This is a genomic window from Halomonas sp. AOP7-E1-9 (assembly GCF_052376035.1).
Classification (GTDB): domain Bacteria; phylum Pseudomonadota; class Gammaproteobacteria; order Pseudomonadales; family Halomonadaceae; genus Vreelandella; species Vreelandella citrativorans.
Genome location: NZ_JBQSVC010000007.1, coordinates 93,578 through 114,428 on the forward strand (window position 1 = coordinate 93,578; position 20,851 = coordinate 114,428).

Genomic DNA, 20,851 nt, shown 5'->3' on the forward strand with positions numbered 1-20,851 from the left:
ATGCCTAATACCCGCACCGCCACCCCAGCCCAGCCTGTTTTTGGCCCTCGGCTTATCGCCGGGCTGACCGGCGTATTCATCGCAGCCATCATGGCAGGATTTAACAACCGGGTTCCTGCCTTATCATTGCCAGATATTCGCGGCGCCCATGGTTTGGGTGCCGACGCTGCCTCCTGGCTGGATACCGTCTATCTCGTTGGCGAAATCACGGTACAACCGTTTGCCGCCTGGTTCGCCATCACCCTATCACTGCGCCGTTATCAACTGGTGTTAATCTCCGCTGCCACGCTGCTCGGATTACTACTGCCCTTTGCCCAGTCGCTACCGTCCATGCTCCTACTGCGCGGTCTGCAAGGTGCCGTCGCTGGCGGTCTGATCCCGACACTGATGATGGCAGCGCTGCGTTTTCTGCCGTTTCATATTCGCCTGCACGGTTTGGCGCTATTCGCCATGACTGCCACCCTAGCACCCAATCTGGCGGTGTGGCTGGCTGGCGTGTGGACAGATCAGTTGTTCGACTGGCGGTGGGTCTACTGGCAAATCGTTCCGCTGGGTATGTTCAGCTTAGCGCTATGTGCATGGGGCCTCCCTCAGGATCCACCACGCCATGAGCGCTTCGGTCAGGGCAACTGGATCGGCCATATTTGTCTGGTTACCGGATTAGCGCTGCTTGCGATAGTTCTCAGTCAGGGTGTACGTCTTGGCTGGTTTCATTCAACACTGATCTGCAGTGCACTTGCTGGCGGCCTAATCGCCACCTTCGCCGGTCTGCTCAGCGAGTGGCATCATCCCAGCCCTTTTATCCGCCTTCAACTGCTTTCCCGGCGCAACCTTGGGCTGGGCTTCACCCTGTTTGTTGGGCTGTTGGTTGTGCTGATGTCCGGCGCTCTACTGCCGCTTAATTTTCTCGCCCAAGTGCAAGGTTATAGACCACTGCAATCCAGTGCCGTTGGGCTCACCATCGGGCTACCACAGTTGGTGCTCGGCTCCCTGGTGGCTCTGCTTCTATACCAGCCTTGGATGGATGCACGCAAGGTATTTGCCACTGGCCTGCTGATTGTGGCGATAGCCTGCTGGCTAGGCGCCCAAATCACCAGTGAATGGATGTGGCACCAGTTCGTCGCTGTACAAGCACTGCAAGCGATCGGCCAGCCAATGGCGGTGGTCTCACTGCTATTTCTGGCTACCAGTGTGGTACAGCCAATGGAAGGCCCCTTCGTATCCGGGCTGGTGAATATGCTGCGCGCCTTCGGCACCGCCCTGGGCAGCGCGCTGGTCACTCAGTTGATACTGATTCAAAGCCATTTTCACAGCGACATGTTGCTGGACAGCATGGCTCGAGCTGGCGCCGCCCTAGGAATGCATGAAGACCAACTGATGACGTTGTCCGACGCCGTCACTACCCAAGCCGTCACGCTGGCCACCGCCGACGCTTACCGGGCACTTAGCGTGCTTGCCCTGATGCTGATTCCGCTGACGCTCTGTCTCACGCCCGTAACGCCACCGTCACCTCCCTCTCGTTCACCGGAATAATAGCCATGACCTCATTACGTCGCTTGCGAACTCCTTTCATTCTGATACTCCTGGCCCTGGCAATTACGGGTGTCTATGCGCTGAACCGCCCGGAAAGCGCCGCCAGATATCAATCCACCAACGATGCTTATATACAGGCAGATCTAACACGGGTGGCGTCGCAGGTTGCCGGTCGTGTACAGCGGGTACTGGTGGAAGAAAACCAGACGGTGAGCGTCGGCGACCTGCTAGTAGAGATCGATGACAGCGATACACGAGCTAAGGTGGAAGAAGCAAGTGCTGGACTGGCCCAGGCAGCTGCGGAAATCGTCAGTCTACAAGCGCAAATCGTGCGTCAGGAAAGTCGCATTCATCAAGCACAGGCAAAACTTGACGTCGATCAGGCCGCAGTGACACTGGCTCGACAGGAGCGAGAACGCTACCTCAACCTGCGCGCCCGCGGTGCCGGTACCGTTCAGTCGCTGCAAAGGGCAGAGGCAGAGTTAGCTGCATCAAGGGCCACCCTGATCGGCGACCAGGCCGCCTATACCGCTACCCAACAGGCGTTGGAAGTGTTGCAGGCCGACCTAGAGAAAGCCCAAGCGGCGCAAAACATCGCTCAGGCCAAACTGGACGCAGCGGAATTGGCATTATCCTACACCCACATTACAGCACCGGTGAAAGGTATCGTCGCTCAGAAAGTGGTGCGCCTCGGCGGCTATATGAAAATCGGTGAAACGCTGCTGACCTTAGTTCCTCTGGACAATCTCTATATCACCGCCAATTTCCGTGAAACACAAATCGCCCGTATGCGGCCCAGCCAACCGGTAAGTTTCACCATCGATGCTCTCCCCAACATCACCCTAACCGGCAGAGTGGATAGCCTAGGCCCAGCCAGCTCGGTGAGCTTTTCAGCCATTCAACCCCACAACGCCACAGGTAATTTCACCAAGATCGTCCAACGTCTACCGGTGCGCATCGCCATCGATCCAGGTCAACCTCAAGCCCAACAGTTAAAAGTCGGCATGTCAGTGGTGCCGGAAGTCGACACCGGACACGGCTAACATCACGATGTTCTCAGCACAACCGACCTAGCTCCGCAGTACCCCACTATAGTGACCACAACGGTTCGGGAATCAGGCGACACGCCCCATCTTTGGTGGCATCTCGCCCATGCCCCGCACAAATCGCAGGCTCCAGTAACCTATTCCCAGCATGCCAGCCATCAGAGCGCTTAACATGCCCAGATACCCGAAATGGTCAAGCAGCAGCCCTGCGAGCATGGGCACAACCGTACGCGTGAGCACGAATAGACTCGATTGCAGACCATAGTCCACAGCCGTCAAACCTTCACGGGTGTAGTACATCATCATGCCAAACACTAATCCAGCCGAGGCGCCCATGGCCAGCGCCAGAAGCACGGTGCAGGCAGTTAGCAACGGCAAGCTCGCATGGCTGGCCAACGCCGCCGATAATGCAGCCAAGGCAACGAGGGCGAGCATTGCAAAGCCAGGCAGGGCATAGTGCAAACCACGACGGTAAGTGACATAACCGCCTAGCAGACTGCCCAAAGCACCGACCACGCCACCCAGCAAACCAGCTACCACGGCCACCTGACCGGACGGCAGTCCTTGATCGAGCAGTAACGGTTTAAGGTATACCCAGGCAGTGCCAATAAAGGGGAAATAGAGCATCAACACGACCACCCAACGGCGACGCTGAGCAGAAGCGAAATAGCCAACCCATTGGCGCACCCCCACCTCTGAGCGTTTGGGTGTCGCTATCGTATCAAGATGCACTGGGCGTATGAGATAAAGTCCGACAAGGGCCAACAACAGTCCAACCCCCAGCACAAAGAACGGCCAAGACCAGCCAACACGATCATGCAAAATGAGCATCGCACCACCCCCGAACACTGCCCCCAATGAACTGGCGGCTGAACGGATAGTGCCTGCGCGCATACGTTCAGTCTCGGGTAAACAGCGAATAGCCAAGGCATTGACCGGCGCGTCGGCCCAAGTGCCGAATAAGCTAGCCAGCATCGCCAGGGCGAATAACGTCGTGAAGCCCGTTTTTCCTATGTCGAGCCCCGCCAGCGCTACAAGGCTTGCGGCATAACCGACCAACAGTACTAAGCTCCAGCGCCGATAACCGGCGGTATCTCGCGCCCAGCGATCTACCGGAGCAGCCAATACGAACTTGAGCACGGCCGGCAACCCTGCCAATTGGAAGAGGCCGATGGCGGTGCCGGACCACCCCTGCTGGCGCATCACCAGCGGTAACCCTAGGTAGAGATAGATCATTGGTGCGGTCATAGCGAAGTTGATCCAGCCGAGCAGCAACTGCAACGACCAGTACGAAATGGCGGGGGCTTTCATGTCGGTATTCCCAGGTTTTAAGTTTCTGGAGCTAAACGCTTAAGGTACTCGTTGCTAAGCATGTGTTTTTAAGCGCTGGCTGGCTGCGCGAGCAACTGGACATATTGCTCGCAACGGTGCAGCAACTGCTCATGAGAGCCCTGATCGAGAATGCAGCCATCCTGCAGGAGTACGACCCTGTCAGCCTGAGCAATGGTGCTTGGACGATGTGCTACCACCAGTAGCGTGTACTGCCCACGAAGCGCCAACAAGGCCTGCTGCAGGGCATGTTCACTGTCAGCATCGAGGCTGGATGAAGCTTCATCCATTACCAGCACGGGCGCTTGAGACAGCAGTGCCCGGGCGATGGCGATACGCTGACGCTGACCACCTGAAAGCCGCGCACCATTCGCGCCGCAACGCGTTTGGTAGCCCTCAGGTAGGGCCTGAATGAAATCGTGGGCCTGGGCCTGATGCGCAGCGATTTCGATTTCCTGCTGCGTCGCCTCTGGTTTGCCCAAGCGCAAGTTGCCCTCGATACTGTCGTCAAACAAGTAGGCCTCCTGACCAACCCAGGCGATCCAGTGGCGCAGCTCGGATAGGGGAATATCACGCAGATCTTCGCTGCCCAGCTTCACTGTGCCGCTCTGCACCTCATAGAAGCGCATTAGTAAGTTGGCGCAGGTGGTCTTGCCAGATCCTGAGGGGCCAACCAGTGCGACCATCTCACCCGTTTCTACCCGGAAGTTGACACCCTGCAGCACAGGGCGCTCGGAATGGGCGAACACCACTTGGTTGAATTCGATGCTGGCATCCTTAGGCAATCGCTGGCCATTGTCCTGAATCGGCGAACGCTGATGCAGCAACGCCAACACCCGTGCCGCACTGGCGCGCACTGCACCCAGTTGGCTGGCACTGCGCGCTACCTCTGCCAAAGGTAGCAGTGCCGCGCCTACCAGCACGACCGATAGCGGAACTTGAGCCAACGCTAGGGCTTGATATTCAAGCAACACTGCGCTGGCCACCAGCGCGGTGATCAATGCTAAGGACTGGATCAGCTCTATACCGCCTTGCTCCGCGCCTGTTCGCAAGGCGTAACGACGCTGCTCGCTCTTCAGCCGCGCCAGATACTGCCCCAGCCGAGCGCGCCAAGCCGCCTCCTGATTGAACAAGAGGATCTCTCGACGCGCCTCAATGCCCTCAATCACTTCAGCGTTTAGTCCCGCTAGCGCGGCATTCATCTCGCGCCCCTGGCGAAAAGCACGCTCCCCCAGCCAGAATGGCACGCTGGTCAGAGTCGGCAGAAATGGCAGTAACACTAAAGTAAGCCAAGGCTGTATCCAGGCCAGCGCCAGCAGTGCCAACAGCGGTACCACAACTGCAGCGATGGTATCGGCCAGGGTGTGGGCAAAAAAGTGTTCCAGCGCCTGAGCATCGTTCAGCGCCACGTTGGCCTGCTCGCCGCTGCGGGTGTCGGACAAACCACCTGGGGCGGCACGCTCTAGACCGTCGTAAATGCCCACCTGCAGCGTTTCGATCAGAGCAAAAGCAAAGGCATGGGAGATATGTGCCTGCCACCAGCGACCACCGGCCCCAGCAACGGCGCTGACAAGCATGCCCCAAAGCACGGGTTGCCAGAGGCTCTCCGGTGCACCCGTCAGCGCCAAACCTGCTAGCCAGGCACCCAACGCAAGGCTTGTCACCATGCCAGCCTGGGCAATGAGCGTAGCAGCGATAGTGAGTGCTAGCAGGCGCGGCTGGCCAGCGGAAAGGCGTAACAGGTCACCCCATGTGCTACGCGGCCCCTGGGGAATTTCGTGGACATTGACTTTCATATTAGTTCTTCCTCGGTTTGGGGCGACGCTTCGTGGGCGTGCTGCCGGTTCCAGAGGCGCGCATAGAGGCCATTTCGGGTCAGTAGGTTGTGGTGATCACCGATCTCAACTAAACGACCACGATCAAGCACCAGAATGCGGTCGGCATTCCGAACGTTGGCTAGACGATGTGCAATCACCAGTAGCGAACGCTGACCGCGAAGCCGCTCGATGGCCTCTCCAATGTGGGTTTCGCTGGCAACGTCCACGTTCGCGGTCGCCTCGTCCAACACCATGACCGGTGTATTTTTTAGCCAAGCACGTGCGATAGCTATGCGCTGTCGCTGACCGCCAGAAAGTCGCGCGCCGCCTTCTCCCACGGCAGTGGCAACGCCTTTTTCAAGACTTGAAATCCACGATTCCAGTGACGCTACCCGGCATGCCTCAGCCAGATCCTCATCACTGGCTTGAGGAGCCCCCATCCTCAAGTTCTCTTCGATGCTGCCATGCAGCAGCACACTATGTTGGAACACGCCACTGACGTTTTCGTATACGTCATTGACGCGCAAATCGCGAAGATCAACGCCGCCCAGGCTGACGCGGCCGCAGTCAGGTGCAACAAAGCGCATCAATAGAGCTGCCAGGGTCGATTTTCCTGCGCCAGAGGGCCCTACCACAGCCACGAACTCACCAGGCTCAAGCGTAAAATTCACATTGTGCAACGCAGGTTCGCAGCCACCCGGCCAGGTATAACTAACGCTATCAAAGGCCACTCCATGATGGGTCGGTAAAGCCCGGGCCTCAATCGGCTCTGGCACCCCAGGTATAGCGTCAAGTAAACGAATGACGGGGGCCGCCGCCGCATTACCCGACCATGCAATGTGGAAGGTCTTATCAAGCTTTTCCAGCGTACCGAAGGCCTCGCGGGCCAGCAGCACAACGGCCAACAACGCAAACGGCGATAGCTCACCGGCAACGGCGCGCTGAGCGCTAAGCGCAGTCACCAACGCTAAACCACCCAAGCTAAGCAGCCCTGTTGCGCCGTTACGCATGAGAATGGCGTAAAGCACACCCATGGCCTGCTCACGCAGATCCCGTGCCTGTTGACTGAGTACCTGACGGCGCCGGGTCTGAGCATTGAAGGCCTTGAGCGTGGTGACGCCGCGCAAGCTGTCGAGCAAATACGCGGAAAAACGCCCCATACTCGCGAACAACCCACCTGCAGAAGCGCGCCGCCAACGCAACCAGAGGCGATCAGTAAAGGGTAGCGCCAGCGCAGCAAGAGCAGCCACAAGGGCAGAACGGCTATCGAAATACGCCATTAGCAGTAGCACACCCCCGCCACCAAACACCGCACCCAGCACTGCAGGCACATAACGGCTGTAATAGGCTTGCAAGGCTTCCACCGACTGCACCAAGGTGGTACTCAGTTCCCCGCTATCTCGGTCGCTGGCCGGATCAGCCGCCACACGTAATACCTGACCAATCAGGCGCTGACGCAAGTAGTGCCGGGCAAGCCCTGCCACACGCATAGCGAGTGCTTCAGACAACCCCATCAGCACGATGCGTAGCCAAGTAAAAACAAAAAAAACCGACAGCGGCCACCATAGTTCGGACAATGGCTGGTCAGCGAATAGCCCGGCCAAAGCACTGGCTAAGCATAGCGCCTGACCAACATGACAGGCGGTGACAACCACTTGGCCGAACGCAGCCAGTAAAATCGAAGGACGCAAAGGCCGCGACAAGCGCCAGAGAACCGGGTTCATGAATTCTCCTTCGCGTTAGTCAGCGCAGAGACTAATGATGGGTATTTGCCTGTCAGCGATGATATTACAAGGATCGAAATCATCAGTTCCTCCTCTTTTGACCACATACACTGAAACGGATATGCCCTAAAAACACACTCCCCGCTCAACACCAACTCAGACGGTGTGTAAGCGGCAACTTCCACTTGGCTGAGCAGTCAACGAATGATACTTTCAAAATAAATACACATCATTCTCATTTAATATTGCATCCAGCGTTATTCATATCCTATTCCGACTAGGCTGTTTTTATGCCTATGGGGCTTGTGCTCTTATGAGCTCAATCACAAGGCGACTGGTTCTGCAATGATTGGATGCTCTGCAATAGAGAGCACTCAGTAGGATGGAAATAAGGAAGGCTTTGCTGTGAATAATTTGTCACGCCCAACGTTGACCACTGCTCAACATCTAACTGAATGGGTTTCCCATAAGTGCGATTTACCCCATCGCCATACCCTGATTGAGCGGCTGGATTGCGAAGCAGGCTTTTCCGTTGTTCGTTCCAAAATCTCGTCTGGACGTGTATTACGTGAAGTCTGTCAACACGAAGGCAATGAGCGCACCCTGGTGATTACTTTCGGCTTATCTGGTCAATCAGAGTTTCTTGACCGTACAGGCAATCGTCTGCACTTCTCGGCTAACCAAACGACAGTGTCTGTATTTCAGGAAGGGGGTGGTGAGCGCCGCTACGCCGCCGACAAGCAGACTCAGCAGTTACGATTAGTGGTATCGGAATCGGCATTAAGGCGTTATATCGGACCACAGCGCTGTGACCAACTGCTCGGTAAGCCCTTGCGTCACAATGAAAGCTTTCGCCAACTATCTCACGTTAACAGCCGCGCCAGTCAACATCTAAGCTTTTACAAGCACCCGTGGGTAGGTGAGCAGGACGGATTACGCCAGCGTATCCATGCCCTCAGCTTACTCGGCGAACAACTCAACCTGCTAACCCCTGCGGAGGGGCAGAAAGAACGAATTATCGGGCGAGACGTGGACTTGCTTGAAAGAATCGAAGCCTATATGCGTGCGCACTTGGATCAGCCTCTAAACAATGCCTACTTGTGCGCCAAACTTGGTATCAGTGAATACAAACTCAAGGGGTGCTTTCGCCAAGCCTATGACACAAGCCCTGCCCAACACCTGCTAGCAATGCGCATGCAGCGAGCGCAAGAATTACTGGCCGCAGGATATCGGGTATCGGAATCGGCCTATCAGGTCGGCTACCAGCACCCAAATAATTTCACTGCCGCCTTCACAAAGTTTTTCGGCTGTACGCCGAAATCGGTGCGAGGAGCACACTAGCAGTATGTCGAATCAAAGGCTGGGGAGTCTCGCGTTTGCCTGATGCCGGGGTAGTCGCGGAGCCAATTAAGGCCCCGGACAGCTGGAGTAAAGGTGAATTACACGCCCAGGTAGTTCATGATGCCTTCTGCGGCCTGGCGGCCTTCATAAATAGCCGTGACCACCAGGTCAGAGCCGCGCACCATATCGCCGCCGGCAAAGATTTTTTCATTGCTGGTCTGAAAGGCGAACTGGCCGTGCTCTGGGGCTTTTACCAGGTCACGCTCGTTCAGATCAATGCGCGAGCCCTCAAACCAGGGCGCAGGGCTTGCCTGGAAACCAAACGCTACGACCACGGCATCGGCGGCAATAATCTCTTCAGAACCTGGTACCACCTCAGGGCGGCGGCGACCGTTTTCGTCAGGCTCGCCGAGTCGAGTGCGCACAACCTTCACGCCTTCGACCTTCTCTTCGCCCACCACCGCCACCGGCTGGCGGTTGAACAGGAACTCAACGCCCTCTTCGCGCGCGTTGGTTACTTCACGGCGAGAGCCGGGCATGTTCTCTTCGTCACGGCGATAAGCACAGGTAACGCTCGCAGCACCCTGTCGGATCGAGGTGCGGTTACAGTCCATGGCGGTATCGCCACCGCCGAGAACAACGACGCGCTTGCCTTCCATCGAGATGTAATCGTTTGGATCTTTTTCGAATCCCAGGCAGCGGTTGACGTTAGCGATCAGGAAATCGAGCGCTTTATATACGCCGGGCAAGTCTTCCCCGGGGAAGCCGCCTTCCATGTACTTATAGGTTCCCATGCCCAGGAAAACCGCGTCGTACTCCTGAAGCAGCGTGTCGAACTCGATATCCGTGCCGATTTCAGTGTTCAGACGAAATTCAATGCCCATTTCCTCGAACACCGCCCGGCGACGCTCCATGACGTTCTTTTCAAGCTTGAACTCAGGAATGCCGAAGGTTAGCAGGCCACCGATTTCCGGGTACTTATCAAACACCACGGGTTTAACGCCGTTGCGCGCCAGAATATCAGCGCAACCAAGCCCGGCAGGGCCTGCGCCTACAATGGCGACTTTTTTATCTGTCCACACGACCTTGGACATGTCCGGGCGCCAGCCCATGGCAAACGCGGTATCGGTAATATACTTCTCAACCGAGCCAATGGTGACCGCGCCAAAGCCGTCGTTAAGCGTACAGTCGCCTTCACACAGCCGATCTTGCGGGCATACGCGGCCACACACTTCCGGCAACGAGTTGGTTTTATGCGAAAGCTCAGCGGCTTCAATGATGTTGCCTTCCACCACCAACTGCAGCCAGTTGGGAATATAGTTGTGAACCGGGCACTTCCACTCACAGTACGGGTTGCCGCAGTGCAGGCAGCGGTGCGCCTGGCTTGCCGCATCAGTGGGTTTGAACGGCTCGTAAATCTCGGCGAACTCTTTGGCACGCGCATGGGCGGCTTTTTTCTGTGGGTCTTGACGACCCACATCAACAAACTGGAAATCGTTATTTAAACGGTTAGCCATGATATTTCTCCTCGAAGCGTAGACACAGGCGGTTTATTGCGGCTGACGCCGAGATTGATCCAGCAGGCTACCCAGGCTCGCCGCTTTTGGCTTCACCAGCCAGAAATGACGCAAGTAGTCGCTAAAGTCTTCTAAAATCGCTGCCCCACGGCTAGAACCCGTCTCTTCGACGTAGGTGCTAATCAGCTCGCGAAGATGGCGGCGGTAGGCCTCCATGGCTTCGGTACTGACGCGATGAATTTCGACCAGCTCGTGGTTGTACTTGTCCACGAAGGTGCGGTCTTCATCCAGCACATAAGCGAACCCACCGGTCATGCCTGCGCCAAAGTTAACGCCCGTCTCACCCAGCACACATACCAGGCCGCCGGTCATGTATTCGCAGCAGTGGTCGCCTGCGCCCTCAATCACCGCCGTGGCGCCGGAGTTACGCACCGCGAACCGCTCGCCAGCGGTGCCCGCAGCCATCAACGTGCCGCCGGTTGCGCCATACAGGCAGGTGTTACCGATAATCGCGGTTTTATAGCTTTCGAACTGGCTGACTCTGGGTGGCACGATAACGATTTTGCCGCCGTTCATGCCCTTACCCACGTAGTCGTTAGCATCGCCTTCCAGGTACAGGTTAAGGCCTCGGGCATTCCAGACGCCGAAGCTCTGCCCTGCCACACCGGTAAAGCGTGCAGTAACGGGCGCGCTTTCCAGGCCCTCTTCCCCATAACGCTTGGCGATAGCGCCGGAGGTAAGTGCGCCAACGCTGCGGTCGCAGTTGGTGATCGTAAAGCTGAACTCACCGCCGGTTTGATGCTCAATGGCATCTTTCAGCGCCGCCAACACTTCCTGGTTTTTGGCCCCCGGGTCGTGCGGCACGTTACGGCTCACCGTGCAGAACTGAGGGGCTTCGGCGGGTACAAAGTCATTGGCCAATAACGGCATCAGGTCGAGCTTGCGCTGGCTTGCCGTGTTGCCTTCAAGCACTTCCAGCAGGTCAGTACGCCCAATCAGGTCGGTCAGTTGGCGCACGCCCAGCATAGCCATCAGCTCACGCACTTCTTCAGCGATAAAGCGGAAGTAGTTTTTGACCATATCCACCGTGCCGCGGAAATGCTCGCCGCGCAGGAAGTCATCCTGAGTAGCGACCCCGGTAGCGCAGTTGTTCAAGTGGCAAATGCGCAAGAACTTACAGCCCAGCGCCACCATCGGTGCGGTACCAAAACCAAAGCTTTCCGCCCCCAGAATGGCCGCTTTGACCACGTCCAATCCGGTTTTGAGGCCGCCGTCGGTTTGCAGGCGAATCTTGTCGCGCAGACCGTTGATACGCAGCGCCTGGTGCACCTCAGGCAGGCCCAGCTCCCAAGGGGAGCCCGCATGCTTGATAGAGGTCAGCGGGCTTGCTGCGGTGCCGCCGTCGTAACCCGACACGGTGATCAGGTCGGCGTAAGCCTTGGCAACGCCGGTGGCGATAGTGCCAATCCCCGGCTCAGATACCAGCTTGACCGACACCTGCGCATCCGGATTGATCTGTTTAAGATCAAAGATCAGCTGCGCGAGGTCTTCAATTGAGTAAATATCGTGGTGCGGCGGCGGTGAAATCAGCGTGACGCCAGGCACCGCGTGGCGCAGACGCGCAATAAGTTGGTTGACCTTGCCACCAGGTAGCTGGCCACCTTCGCCCGGCTTCGCGCCCTGGGCGACTTTAATCTGCAGCACTTCTGCATTGACCAGGTAAGCAGGCGTTACTCCAAAGCGCCCCGAGGCGATCTGCTTGATTTTAGAGCTGCGGATCGTCCCGTAACGGGCCGGGTCTTCGCCGCCCTCACCCGAGTTGGAGCGCCCGCCCGCCTCGTTCATTGCCTGGGCCAGCGCCTCGTGCGCTTCAGGAGAGAGCGCTCCCAGCGACATCCCGGCACTATCAAAGCGCGGCAACAGCGCTTCAACCGGCTCGACCTCTTCAAGCGGCAACGGCGTCGCGGCAGGCTTTAGCGTCAGCAAATCACGAATAGTGGCAACAGGGCGCTCATTAACCAGCTGAGCAAACGCCTTCCACTTGGCGTAGCTGCCCTCCTGCACGGCAGCCTGCAGCGACTTCACCACATCAGGGTTATAGGCATGGTACTCATGACCATGCACATACTTGAACATACCGCCTTGGGAGATCCCTTTACGGGTAATCCAGGCATCCTTGGCCAACAGCTCCTGCTGCATTTGCAGCTCGGTAAAACCCGCGCCCTGAATACGCGATGCCATGCCTGCAAAGCAGGTATCCATCACGTCATCAGAAAGGCCTACGGCTTCAAACAGCATGGAGCCACGATAGGAGGCCAGCGTTGAGATGCCCATTTTAGAGAGAATCTTGAACAGGCCTTTTTGCAAGCCTTTGCGATAGTTCTCACGGTCGTCGGCCGGGTTGCCGGTAAGCTCACCCGTACGGTGCATATCGGCCATAATCTGATAGGCAAGCCACGGATACACGGCGGTCGCACCGATACCAAACAGCACAGCCATCTGGTGGGCATCCCGGGCGTAGCCAGTCTCAACGATAATATTGGCGTTGGGACGCAATGCCAGGCGGCCCAGGTGCGTATGCACCGCGCCAACGGCGAGCGGCGCCTGAATAGGAATAATGTCCTTGGGCAGCTCCGCATCGGTAAGTACCAGGATCACCTTGCCCGCTTTCACCTGGGCTTCGGCCTCTTGGCAGAGCGCATTCAGCGCCTGCTTTAAGCTCTGCTGTTCCGGGTCGTAGCCCATTGACAGCGTGTGGCTTGCAAAGGCCGGGTCGTCCTGGCTAACCAGCGCGGTAAATTTACGTGGTGAAAGTACCGGTGTAGTCAGGATCAACCGATGCGCGTGCTCAGGCGTTGCCTTGAAAACGTTAAGCTCAGCACCGCAGCAGGTTTCCAGCGACATCACGATGGCTTCACGCAGCGGATCAATCGGCGGGTTGGTTACCTGAGCAAACTTCTGGCGGAAGAAGTCGGTTAACAGGCGCGGACGGCTAGAAAGCACCGCCATGGGGGTGTCATCACCCATGGAACCCACGGCTTCCTGGCCACTTTCGGCCAGCGGGCGCAGCACCTGGTCACGCTCTTCAAACGTCACCTGGAACATCTTCTGGTGCACGTTCAGCGCATCAGCCTCCATGGTCTGGAAGCGTGCAAGCTCGGTGAGCGCGGATTCCAGATAGTTGGCTTCCTGCTTGAGCCAGCGCTTATAGGGATAAGCAGACTTCAGGCGGTCATCAATATCCCGGGTATGCAGCACTTCGCCGGTTTGGGTATCAACCGCCAGCATTTGACCAGGGCCTACGCGGCCTTTGGCGACCACGTCCTCAGGCTTGTAACCGTAAGTACCAATTTCAGATGCCAGGGTGATATAGCCGTTTTTGGTGATGACCCAACGAGCGGGACGCAGGCCGTTACGGTCCAGCATACACACCGCTTGGCGGCCATCGGTCATGACCACACCCGCCGGACCATCCCACGGCTCCATGTGCATGGAGTTGTACTCGTAGAAGGCGCGCAGCTCAGCATCCATGGTTTCAACGTTCTGCCAGGCAGGCGGTACCATCATGCGTACCGCACGGTGCAGCTCCATCCCACCCGTCAGCAGCACTTCCAGCATATTGTCCATGCTGGAAGAGTCGGACCCCGTGGTATTAACGATTTCATCCAACTGGGCGATATCGGGCAGGCGCTCGTTAACAAAGTTGGCTTTGCGTGAGTTCGCCCAACCGCGGTTAGCCTCAATCGTATTGATTTCACCGTTGTGCGCCAACAGTCGAAACGGCTGTGCCAGCGGCCAGCGCGGCGCCGTATTGGTTGAAAAGCGCTGGTGGAAAACACAGATAGCAGTTTCCAGACGCGGGTCGTTTAAGTCTTTATAAAACGCCGGAAGATCTTCCGGCATGACCAGGCCTTTATACGACACCACGTCAGAGGAGAGCGATGCGACATAAAAGTCTTCTTCGGCCCGTAAAGCCTGCTCGGTATAACGGCGCGCCATAAACAGATCAACAGTGAACTGCTCGCTCTCACCGGGCTCGATAAAGACCTGCTCGATACGCGGCAGGCAGTCAAGCGCCATGGGGCCACAAACGCTTGAATCAGTGGGCACAACGCGCCAGCCGACGACATTTAGGCCACGAACACTCAGCTCGCGCGCAAACGTCTCGCGCGCAGCCTCGGCACGGGCATCATCGTTGGGTAGAAAAACAACGCCCACGGCGAACTGGTCGCCCAGCGTAATCTCCAGCGCGTCTTGTGCGGCTTCGCGCATAAAACGGGTCGGCATTTTAAGCAGCAACCCACAGCCATCACCGGTTTTACCGTCAGCGGCAATCCCGCCCCGATGCGTCATACAGGTGAGTGATTCGATAGCGGTTTTCAGCAAATCGTGACTGGCCTGCCCTTCCATATGGGCAATAAGGCCAAAGCCGCAGTTATCGCGAAACTCGCCGGGCTGGTGAAGACCTTTATTCATGGGCGTGCCTCTAGTCAAAGGTGTTTTATTAGCAGCGTTATTATGATTTAATAGACGGTTTTTCTTTTCACACACAAACCTCTACCCGCCTATAACTGGGTGTTTCCCCGATTCACTGCCGCAAGAAAATGGTCGCTCAGCATAGCGACTTGCTCCCCGCCAGCGCAATCACCGCCAACATCAAAACCCCGAAAAGTCTTTTCAAATCCTATAGTTGCAAACCACCCTTCAACGAAAAATGCATACACTTCAAACACTTAAAAAGCCATATAACGCTATTTCAACGAAGGGTGTCGAGCGTTAAACTTTAGTCTAAACACCCCTAATATAGCCATGCCGATAGTGCATACGGCATGCTAATAACATTATTCGGCGCATCACCTGGTAACATCGGGCCATATCGGCATAGGGGCGGTCAGCATGGCTGACCGGTCCCCTGCCACACCACCCGGCATGCGGGTCCGCACCGGGCGGTTCGAGAAGTTGAGGTTATGAGAGACGGGGCACGCCCAGCCGATCAAAGTAGGCCACCGTTAGTACATGATGGACTCCCGACAGGCTGTTGTGCCACCAGCGACGACTCAACGCCGCCACCGATTGTGCCACCCTCGGCGTAGCGCCAAGACGCATCAGCTCACGATAAATCGTCTTACCCCGACGCCATTGCTTAAGGTGCAAAGCTCTTAACCGTCGTCGTATCCACCCGTCCAGCGATCGCCAGATACGAGGTGTTTGCGACAGCTTAAAGTAGCCTTGCCAGCCTAAAAGGTAGCGTCGCAGAGAGGCGACGACCTGTGCGATGCTGCGCCCGCCATTTCGGCGTGTCAGCTGCCTAATCCGCTGTTTAAATGCCCCCAACGCTTTTGCTGATATACCACGTCGGACATCTCCACCCTTGGCTTCCCATAGAGCGTAGCCCAAGAACTTGCGGCCAAACACGCTGGTGACCGCGCTTTTGGACTCATTGATCGTCAAGCGCAGCTTGCTGTAACAGCGACGTAGCAAAGCCATGACTCGCTCCCCTGCTTTCTGACTACGCACGTAAACGTTGCAGTCGTCGGCATAGCGAGCAAAGTGGTGTCCGCGACGTTCCAGTGTGCGATCCACCTCATCCAGCAGGATATTGGCCAGTAGCGGCGATAATGGGCCACCCTGCGGCGTCCCTTCATGCCGATGAATGACCACCCCTCCCTCCATTATTCCCGCATTCAAATACGCACGAACCAGATGGATAACACGAGTATCCTGGATGCGTTTCCTCAGGCGGTCTATCAGAATGTCATGATTGACTCGGTCAAAGAATCGAGACAAGTCAACATCGACAACGGTGTGGTAACCCTGCTGGGCGTAGCTCTGAGCAGCTAGTACGGCATCATGGGCCCGGCGGCCCGGACGGAAACCGTAACTGTGCTCGCTAAAAGTGGGATCGATCAGCGGTTGTAGAACTTGCAGCAGCGCCTGTTGAATAAGACGGTCAGTCACGGTGGGTATCCCCAGTTCTCGTTCGCTTCCATCTGGCTTCGGAATAGCCACTCGGCGGACAGGCTGAGGATAATATCGACTGGCAAGAAGCTGCTGTCGAATATCGGGCCAGGCCCACCTTAGGTGCTCGGCGGTCTGAGCAATATCCAGACCATCGATGCCTGCTGCTCCCTTGTTGGCACGCACGCGCTTCCATGCACGTAGCATGTTCTCTCTTGCGAAGGCCCGCTCAAGCAGACCTTGCCCTGCGTCCTCCGGCACTTGTCGCGGGAGGCCAGTTTCATCGCTGGAGCAGGACGACAAGGTTTCACCTTGGCATGCCTTCTCCCGCCCCGCAGTCGCGGGCATCTGATGCGTTACTGATCTCATCGACAAGACGTTTGACGCTCCTTCTCGTTCGGCCCTTTGCTCCAAAAAAAAAACGAGGAGCTACTACGGCCTCTGCTGACTTCTCGCTCCGTGGGGTCACGTTGCCCTTTCAGGCATAAGGCGAGATCTCCCCGGGTAAGAACACACTCCTTCACCGCACAACCGCCGGATATACGCTACGTCGCCTTGGCCACAAGAGCTTCGCGGCTTCTTGCCCGCTCGCCCTGCTCGGCAGCGCCTCCTATCCGGTTCTTGTTCATCGGCTCGCGGTTTACGCTCCACGCTTCCTTCCCACGGTTGGTCACCCTTCCGCAGTTGCGCTTCGCTTCGTTCGCTGTGGCCAGCTTACGGGAGGACTTGCACCTCCAGGAGTGCGCCCGTGCCGGGCGCACAAAAAAACCCACCTTGTCGGTGGGCTTAGTGAGCACAAAATACGTTTACAGGCGGGTTACAGCCGTGGGTAGTTATCCAACAAAGCACGCACTAACGCCTCTGGCGTCGTGTCATCAACACATGCATCGCCGGTAGCGTTTAGCAGCACCAGCCGAAGTCTGGTATCCACGTTTTTCTTATCCAGACGCATCCGGGCTAAAAAGTCGTCACTTAGCATATCCGCTGGGGCATGAAGAGGAAGGCCAGCGCTTTCAATCACCGCCTGGATACGCGTTAAATCAGCACTACTGATACGCCCCAGTTGCTGAGAAAGGGCAGCCGCCATGGCCATGCCTGCACCGACTGCTTCGCCGTGCAGCCAGTTGCCATACCCCTGGTGGGCCTCAATCGCGTGACCAAAGGTATGACCAAGATTGAGCAATGCGCGCACGCCCTGCTCCGTTTCGTCATCGGCCACAATGTCGGCTTTAATCTGGCAACTGCGTGCGATGGCTTCGACAATGGCGTCGGGGCTAATATGACGCAGCGCGGCCATATTGGCCTCAAGCCAGCCAAGAAACGCTTCATCACGAATAAAGCCATACTTGATAACTTCAGCAAGCCCGGCAGAAAGCTCTCGCTCGGGCAGTGTCGCAAGCGTTGCAATGTCGATCAGTACCGCTTTCGGCTGCCAGAAAGCACCAATCATGTTTTTGCCAAGCGGGTGATTAACGCCCGTTTTCCCTCCGACAGAAGAGTCCACCTGGGAAAGCAGCGTGGTGGGCACCTGAATGAAGGCCACGCCGCGCTGGTACGACGCGGCGGCATACCCAGCCATGTCACCAATTACGCCGCCGCCTAACGCAATCAGCGTACAGCGGCGGTTAAACCCTGCCTCCAACAGCGCGTCCCAAATGCGGCTAACCTGCTCAATGCTCTTGTACTGTTCCCCGTCAGGTAGAACGACGGTACGCACCTCCACATCGTCAGGAAGATTGGCGCACAGTGCCTCCAGATAAAGGGGCGCGATGGTTTCATTCGTCACCACCATCACCTGCTTACCGGCCAGATAGGGCGTTATCGCCTCTGGGTCGCTCAGCAGGCCGGCGCCAATATGGATCGGATAACTGCGATCACCCAACGCAACATGAAGTGTACGCTGAGCACTGGCGGGCTGTGTCATTGGGATACCTTTGAGTTAAGCGTGGCGCTATTTTCCAGCGGGTCGGTCAAACGCCGCACTCGGCGCAATATCTCATTGACTACGGCGCGCGGGCTACGCCGATCCGTGCGCACTGAAATATCCGAGGTGGCGCGATAAAGCGGGTCGCGGGCAGCAAACATATCGTTGAGCACCTGCTCCCGGTTTGCGCACTGAAGAAGCGGGCGATTACGGTCTTTCGCCGTGCGTTTAAGCTGCTGTTCAACCGTGGTCATCAGGTAGATCACCGTTCCGCGCTCACGCAGCATCCGGCGATTATCCTGGTGCAGCACGGCGCCGCCGCCGGTTGCCATCACCACGCAGGAGAGCCTTGTCAGCTCATCGATCATCTGCAGCTCACGCTGGCGAAAACCGGGTTCACCCTCTACATCAAAGATCCACGGGATATCCGCACCGCAGCGATCCTGTATGGCGTGGTCACTATCATAAAACGTGCGCGTAAGCTCTGCCGCCAACAAGCGACCTATTGTGCTTTTACCAGCCCCCATGGGGCCGATCAAAAAAAGGTTGGGTAAATCCTGCATCAGCGAACCGCCAAGCCATCGTCAAGTAGTCGTGGAGTAATAAAGACTAACAACTCTACCTTTTCATTGCTCTCTTCGGTATAGCGAAACAGGTGTCCGAGCAAAGGAATATCACCCAAAAGCGGTGTTTTGGTCATTTGGTTTAATTGTTCCGTGGTCAAAATGCCGCCCAATACAACCGTTTGGCCATTATCGACCAGCACCTGCGTTTCAATTTGATTGGTATCGATGGGCGGTTCTCCGCCAAATCCCGACTCCCTGAAACTATCATTTTTCACCACCAGGTCCATGATAATACGATTATCCGGCGTAATCTGCGGTGTCACTTCCAACGAAAGCTCGGCCTCTTTAAATTCAGTATCGGGGTTTCCCTGCGCATCGACACTCTGAAATGCGCGCTCCTCGCCTTGGCGAATAATTGCCGTACGCTGATTGGCCGTGATGACCCTTGGCTGCGAGATGGTTTGGCTTTTGCCTTCACTTTCCAGCGCACGAAGCTCCAGGTCCAGCAAAATGTCGCCGGACAAGTAACCAAAGCTAAATCCTGTACCTGGCCCTGAAGGCGCGCCCAGGTCTACCGCTAAACCGCTGCGGGCACGGTTCAAGCCATCCGGATTGATATTGCGCGCGCCAACATTGCCGTTATCCAACGCCTGAAAACCTCGCGTCGTCGAAGCGCCCCAGTTAACGCCTAGCGCTCGAGAAGCGGTGTCCCGGGCGATAACGATGCGCGCTTCAATTTGCACCTGACGCACCGGCACATCCAGGCGCTCCAGAGTACGCTTGATAATACTTACCTGGTTCGCCGTGTCCTGAACCAATAAGGCATTGGTTCTTGGGTCGACACTGATCCGCCCTTTCTCGGTCAGAAGCCCAAAGCCATCCTCACCCTGCAGCAACTGAGCAAGATCTTCAGCACGCGCGTACTTAACCTCGATAAATTCATCAATGGTTGGTGACAGTGCTTCATGATAGCGGTGAGCCTCAATTTCCTGGCGTTCAAGCTCAGCAAGCTCGGCGACAGGCGCCACCAGGATAACGTTGCCATGCTCACGACTTGCAAGTCCTTGGCTTTTTAACATCAAGGCAAGCGCTTGATCCCAGGGCACCTCATTAAGGTTCAGCGTGATACGTCCGGTCACACTTTCGCTGGCAATCAGGTTTAGCCCCGTAAATTCAGCAAGCGTTACCAGCACCGCACGTACCTCCATATCCTGGACGTTCAGGCTTATCCGCTCACCACTAAAACTATCTTGCGGGAGCTCATGATCGGCCAAGCGTTGCTGGTCAGCAGGCTGCACTTCGATACTCAGCACACGGCCATGTTGTGAAGAGAGCATGGTATAGGGGCCGTCGATGGTAAGTGCCAAACGCGCTCCCTGCGCATCAACGTGAGGGGTGATCCGCATCACCGGTGTCGCAAAATCGGTGACGTCATAAATCTGGCTAAGCGCATCCGGCAGCGTTACGTTAGGCAATGTGGCAATTACCTCGCCGCCCGATACATTCGCATGGCCGCTTTCCTGAACGCTTGCGACGACGCCTTCGCGGTCAAACGTCACCAGCAAGCGACCTGCCTGATCAGCCCCACGCTCAAAATCAATAGCGCTAATCTGCGGGCCCTGGAGGGCGTCAAGGGAGCCCTCTATTGGCGATTCAAGCGTTGTCGATTCACGCAAGGAAATTCGTAGCCGATCCCCCATTACCCGGGAGGTGTAATTCGACGAGTTGGCCAGGCCGATAACTAACCGCGTACGGCCACTGCCTTCCAATACCTTAATGTGCTCTACACCCGCACGCGCTACCTCAATGTGGCGATGACCCAAGCCATTTTGTGTATCGACCAGGTCCAGCGCCAGGCGTGGCGGAGCCTCCAGGCGATAACCCTGAACGTTGGCGACGCCACCGCTGAAGTGCAGATCAATATCCACGGCGCCAGCACTTACAGGATGCACCTCAATATCGGTTAACACCGACGCCACTGCCTGCCAAGGCAGTACCACCCACACAAGCATAATGATTCGACTAACCACGGCCATGGCGTGCTCCGATAAGAAAAAAAGAGGCTTTCGGTAAGCTCACCGAGTTGCCTGGGTTGA

The 20,851-nt window shown here is 56.8% G+C and carries 12 protein-coding genes; 3 read left to right on the plus strand and 9 right to left on the minus strand.

Annotated elements, in window-relative coordinates; all coding sequences use genetic code 11:
* Positions 1 to 1,533, plus strand: a complete 1,533-nt coding sequence (locus ACT3R4_RS06365) for an MFS transporter (protein ID WP_087107930.1) — start codon at positions 1 to 3, stop codon at positions 1,531 to 1,533.
* Between the two features lie 5 nt (positions 1,534 to 1,538).
* A complete protein-coding gene (locus tag ACT3R4_RS06370; protein ID WP_087107928.1) occupies positions 1,539 to 2,576 on the plus strand; it encodes an HlyD family secretion protein in 1,038 nt (345 codons plus the stop codon).
* A gap of 72 nt (positions 2,577 to 2,648) precedes the next feature.
* On the opposite strand, the gene ACT3R4_RS06375 is transcribed toward ACT3R4_RS06370, so the two are convergent.
* From ACT3R4_RS06375 to ACT3R4_RS06385, 3 genes are all read right to left on the minus strand, one after another.
* Positions 2,649 to 3,890, minus strand: a complete 1,242-nt coding sequence (locus ACT3R4_RS06375; RefSeq protein ID WP_087107926.1) for an MFS transporter — start codon at positions 3,888 to 3,890, stop codon at positions 2,649 to 2,651.
* 68 nt (positions 3,891 to 3,958) lie between these two features.
* Entirely contained in the window at positions 3,959 to 5,704 is a 1,746-nt protein-coding gene (locus ACT3R4_RS06380) for an ABC transporter ATP-binding protein (protein WP_087107924.1), read from the minus strand.
* Positions 5,701 to 7,449 carry an ABC transporter ATP-binding protein gene (locus ACT3R4_RS06385; protein ID WP_192537405.1) on the minus strand — a complete coding sequence of 583 codons (1,749 nt, stop codon included), beginning with the start codon at positions 7,447 to 7,449 and terminating at the stop codon, positions 5,701 to 5,703. The genes ACT3R4_RS06380 and ACT3R4_RS06385 overlap by 4 nt, the downstream gene beginning before the upstream one ends.
* A gap of 405 nt (positions 7,450 to 7,854) precedes the next feature.
* Here ACT3R4_RS06385 and ACT3R4_RS06390 point away from each other — a divergent pair, with 405 nt between their 5' ends.
* Positions 7,855 to 8,790, plus strand: coding sequence for a helix-turn-helix transcriptional regulator (locus ACT3R4_RS06390; protein WP_192537406.1), 936 nt, complete (start codon positions 7,855 to 7,857; stop codon positions 8,788 to 8,790).
* A gap of 98 nt (positions 8,791 to 8,888) precedes the next feature.
* Here the strand turns inward: ACT3R4_RS06390 and ACT3R4_RS06395 are convergent, their stop codons facing one another.
* The 6 genes from ACT3R4_RS06395 to pilQ all read right to left on the minus strand — a co-directional run bounded on the left by ACT3R4_RS06395 (position 8,889) and on the right by pilQ (position 20,791).
* The gene (locus ACT3R4_RS06395) at positions 8,889 to 10,307 is read right to left on the minus strand and encodes an FAD-dependent oxidoreductase (protein WP_441678019.1); all 1,419 of its coding nucleotides are present in this window, start codon (positions 10,305 to 10,307) and stop codon (positions 8,889 to 8,891) included.
* A 33-nt stretch (positions 10,308 to 10,340) separates the two neighbouring features.
* A complete protein-coding gene (gene gltB, locus ACT3R4_RS06400) occupies positions 10,341 to 14,783 on the minus strand; it encodes a glutamate synthase large subunit (RefSeq protein ID WP_441678021.1) in 4,443 nt (1,480 codons plus the stop codon).
* A 489-nt stretch (positions 14,784 to 15,272) separates the two neighbouring features.
* Positions 15,273 to 16,472, minus strand: coding sequence for a group II intron reverse transcriptase/maturase (gene ltrA / locus ACT3R4_RS06405; protein WP_441678023.1), 1,200 nt, complete (start codon positions 16,470 to 16,472; stop codon positions 15,273 to 15,275).
* A gap of 610 nt (positions 16,473 to 17,082) precedes the next feature.
* On the minus strand, positions 17,083 to 18,189 hold the full coding sequence (gene aroB / locus ACT3R4_RS06410; protein WP_172118668.1) for a 3-dehydroquinate synthase: 1,107 nt from the start codon (positions 18,187 to 18,189) through the stop codon (positions 17,083 to 17,085).
* Positions 18,186 to 18,752, minus strand: coding sequence for a shikimate kinase AroK (gene aroK / locus ACT3R4_RS06415; protein WP_192526567.1), 567 nt, complete (start codon positions 18,750 to 18,752; stop codon positions 18,186 to 18,188). Before aroK ends, aroB begins: the two co-directional genes overlap by 4 nt.
* The gene (gene pilQ / locus ACT3R4_RS06420) at positions 18,752 to 20,791 is read right to left on the minus strand and encodes a type IV pilus secretin PilQ (protein WP_193056485.1); all 2,040 of its coding nucleotides are present in this window, start codon (positions 20,789 to 20,791) and stop codon (positions 18,752 to 18,754) included. The genes aroK and pilQ overlap by 1 nt, the downstream gene beginning before the upstream one ends.
* Between the last annotated feature and the right edge of the window lie 60 nt (positions 20,792 to 20,851).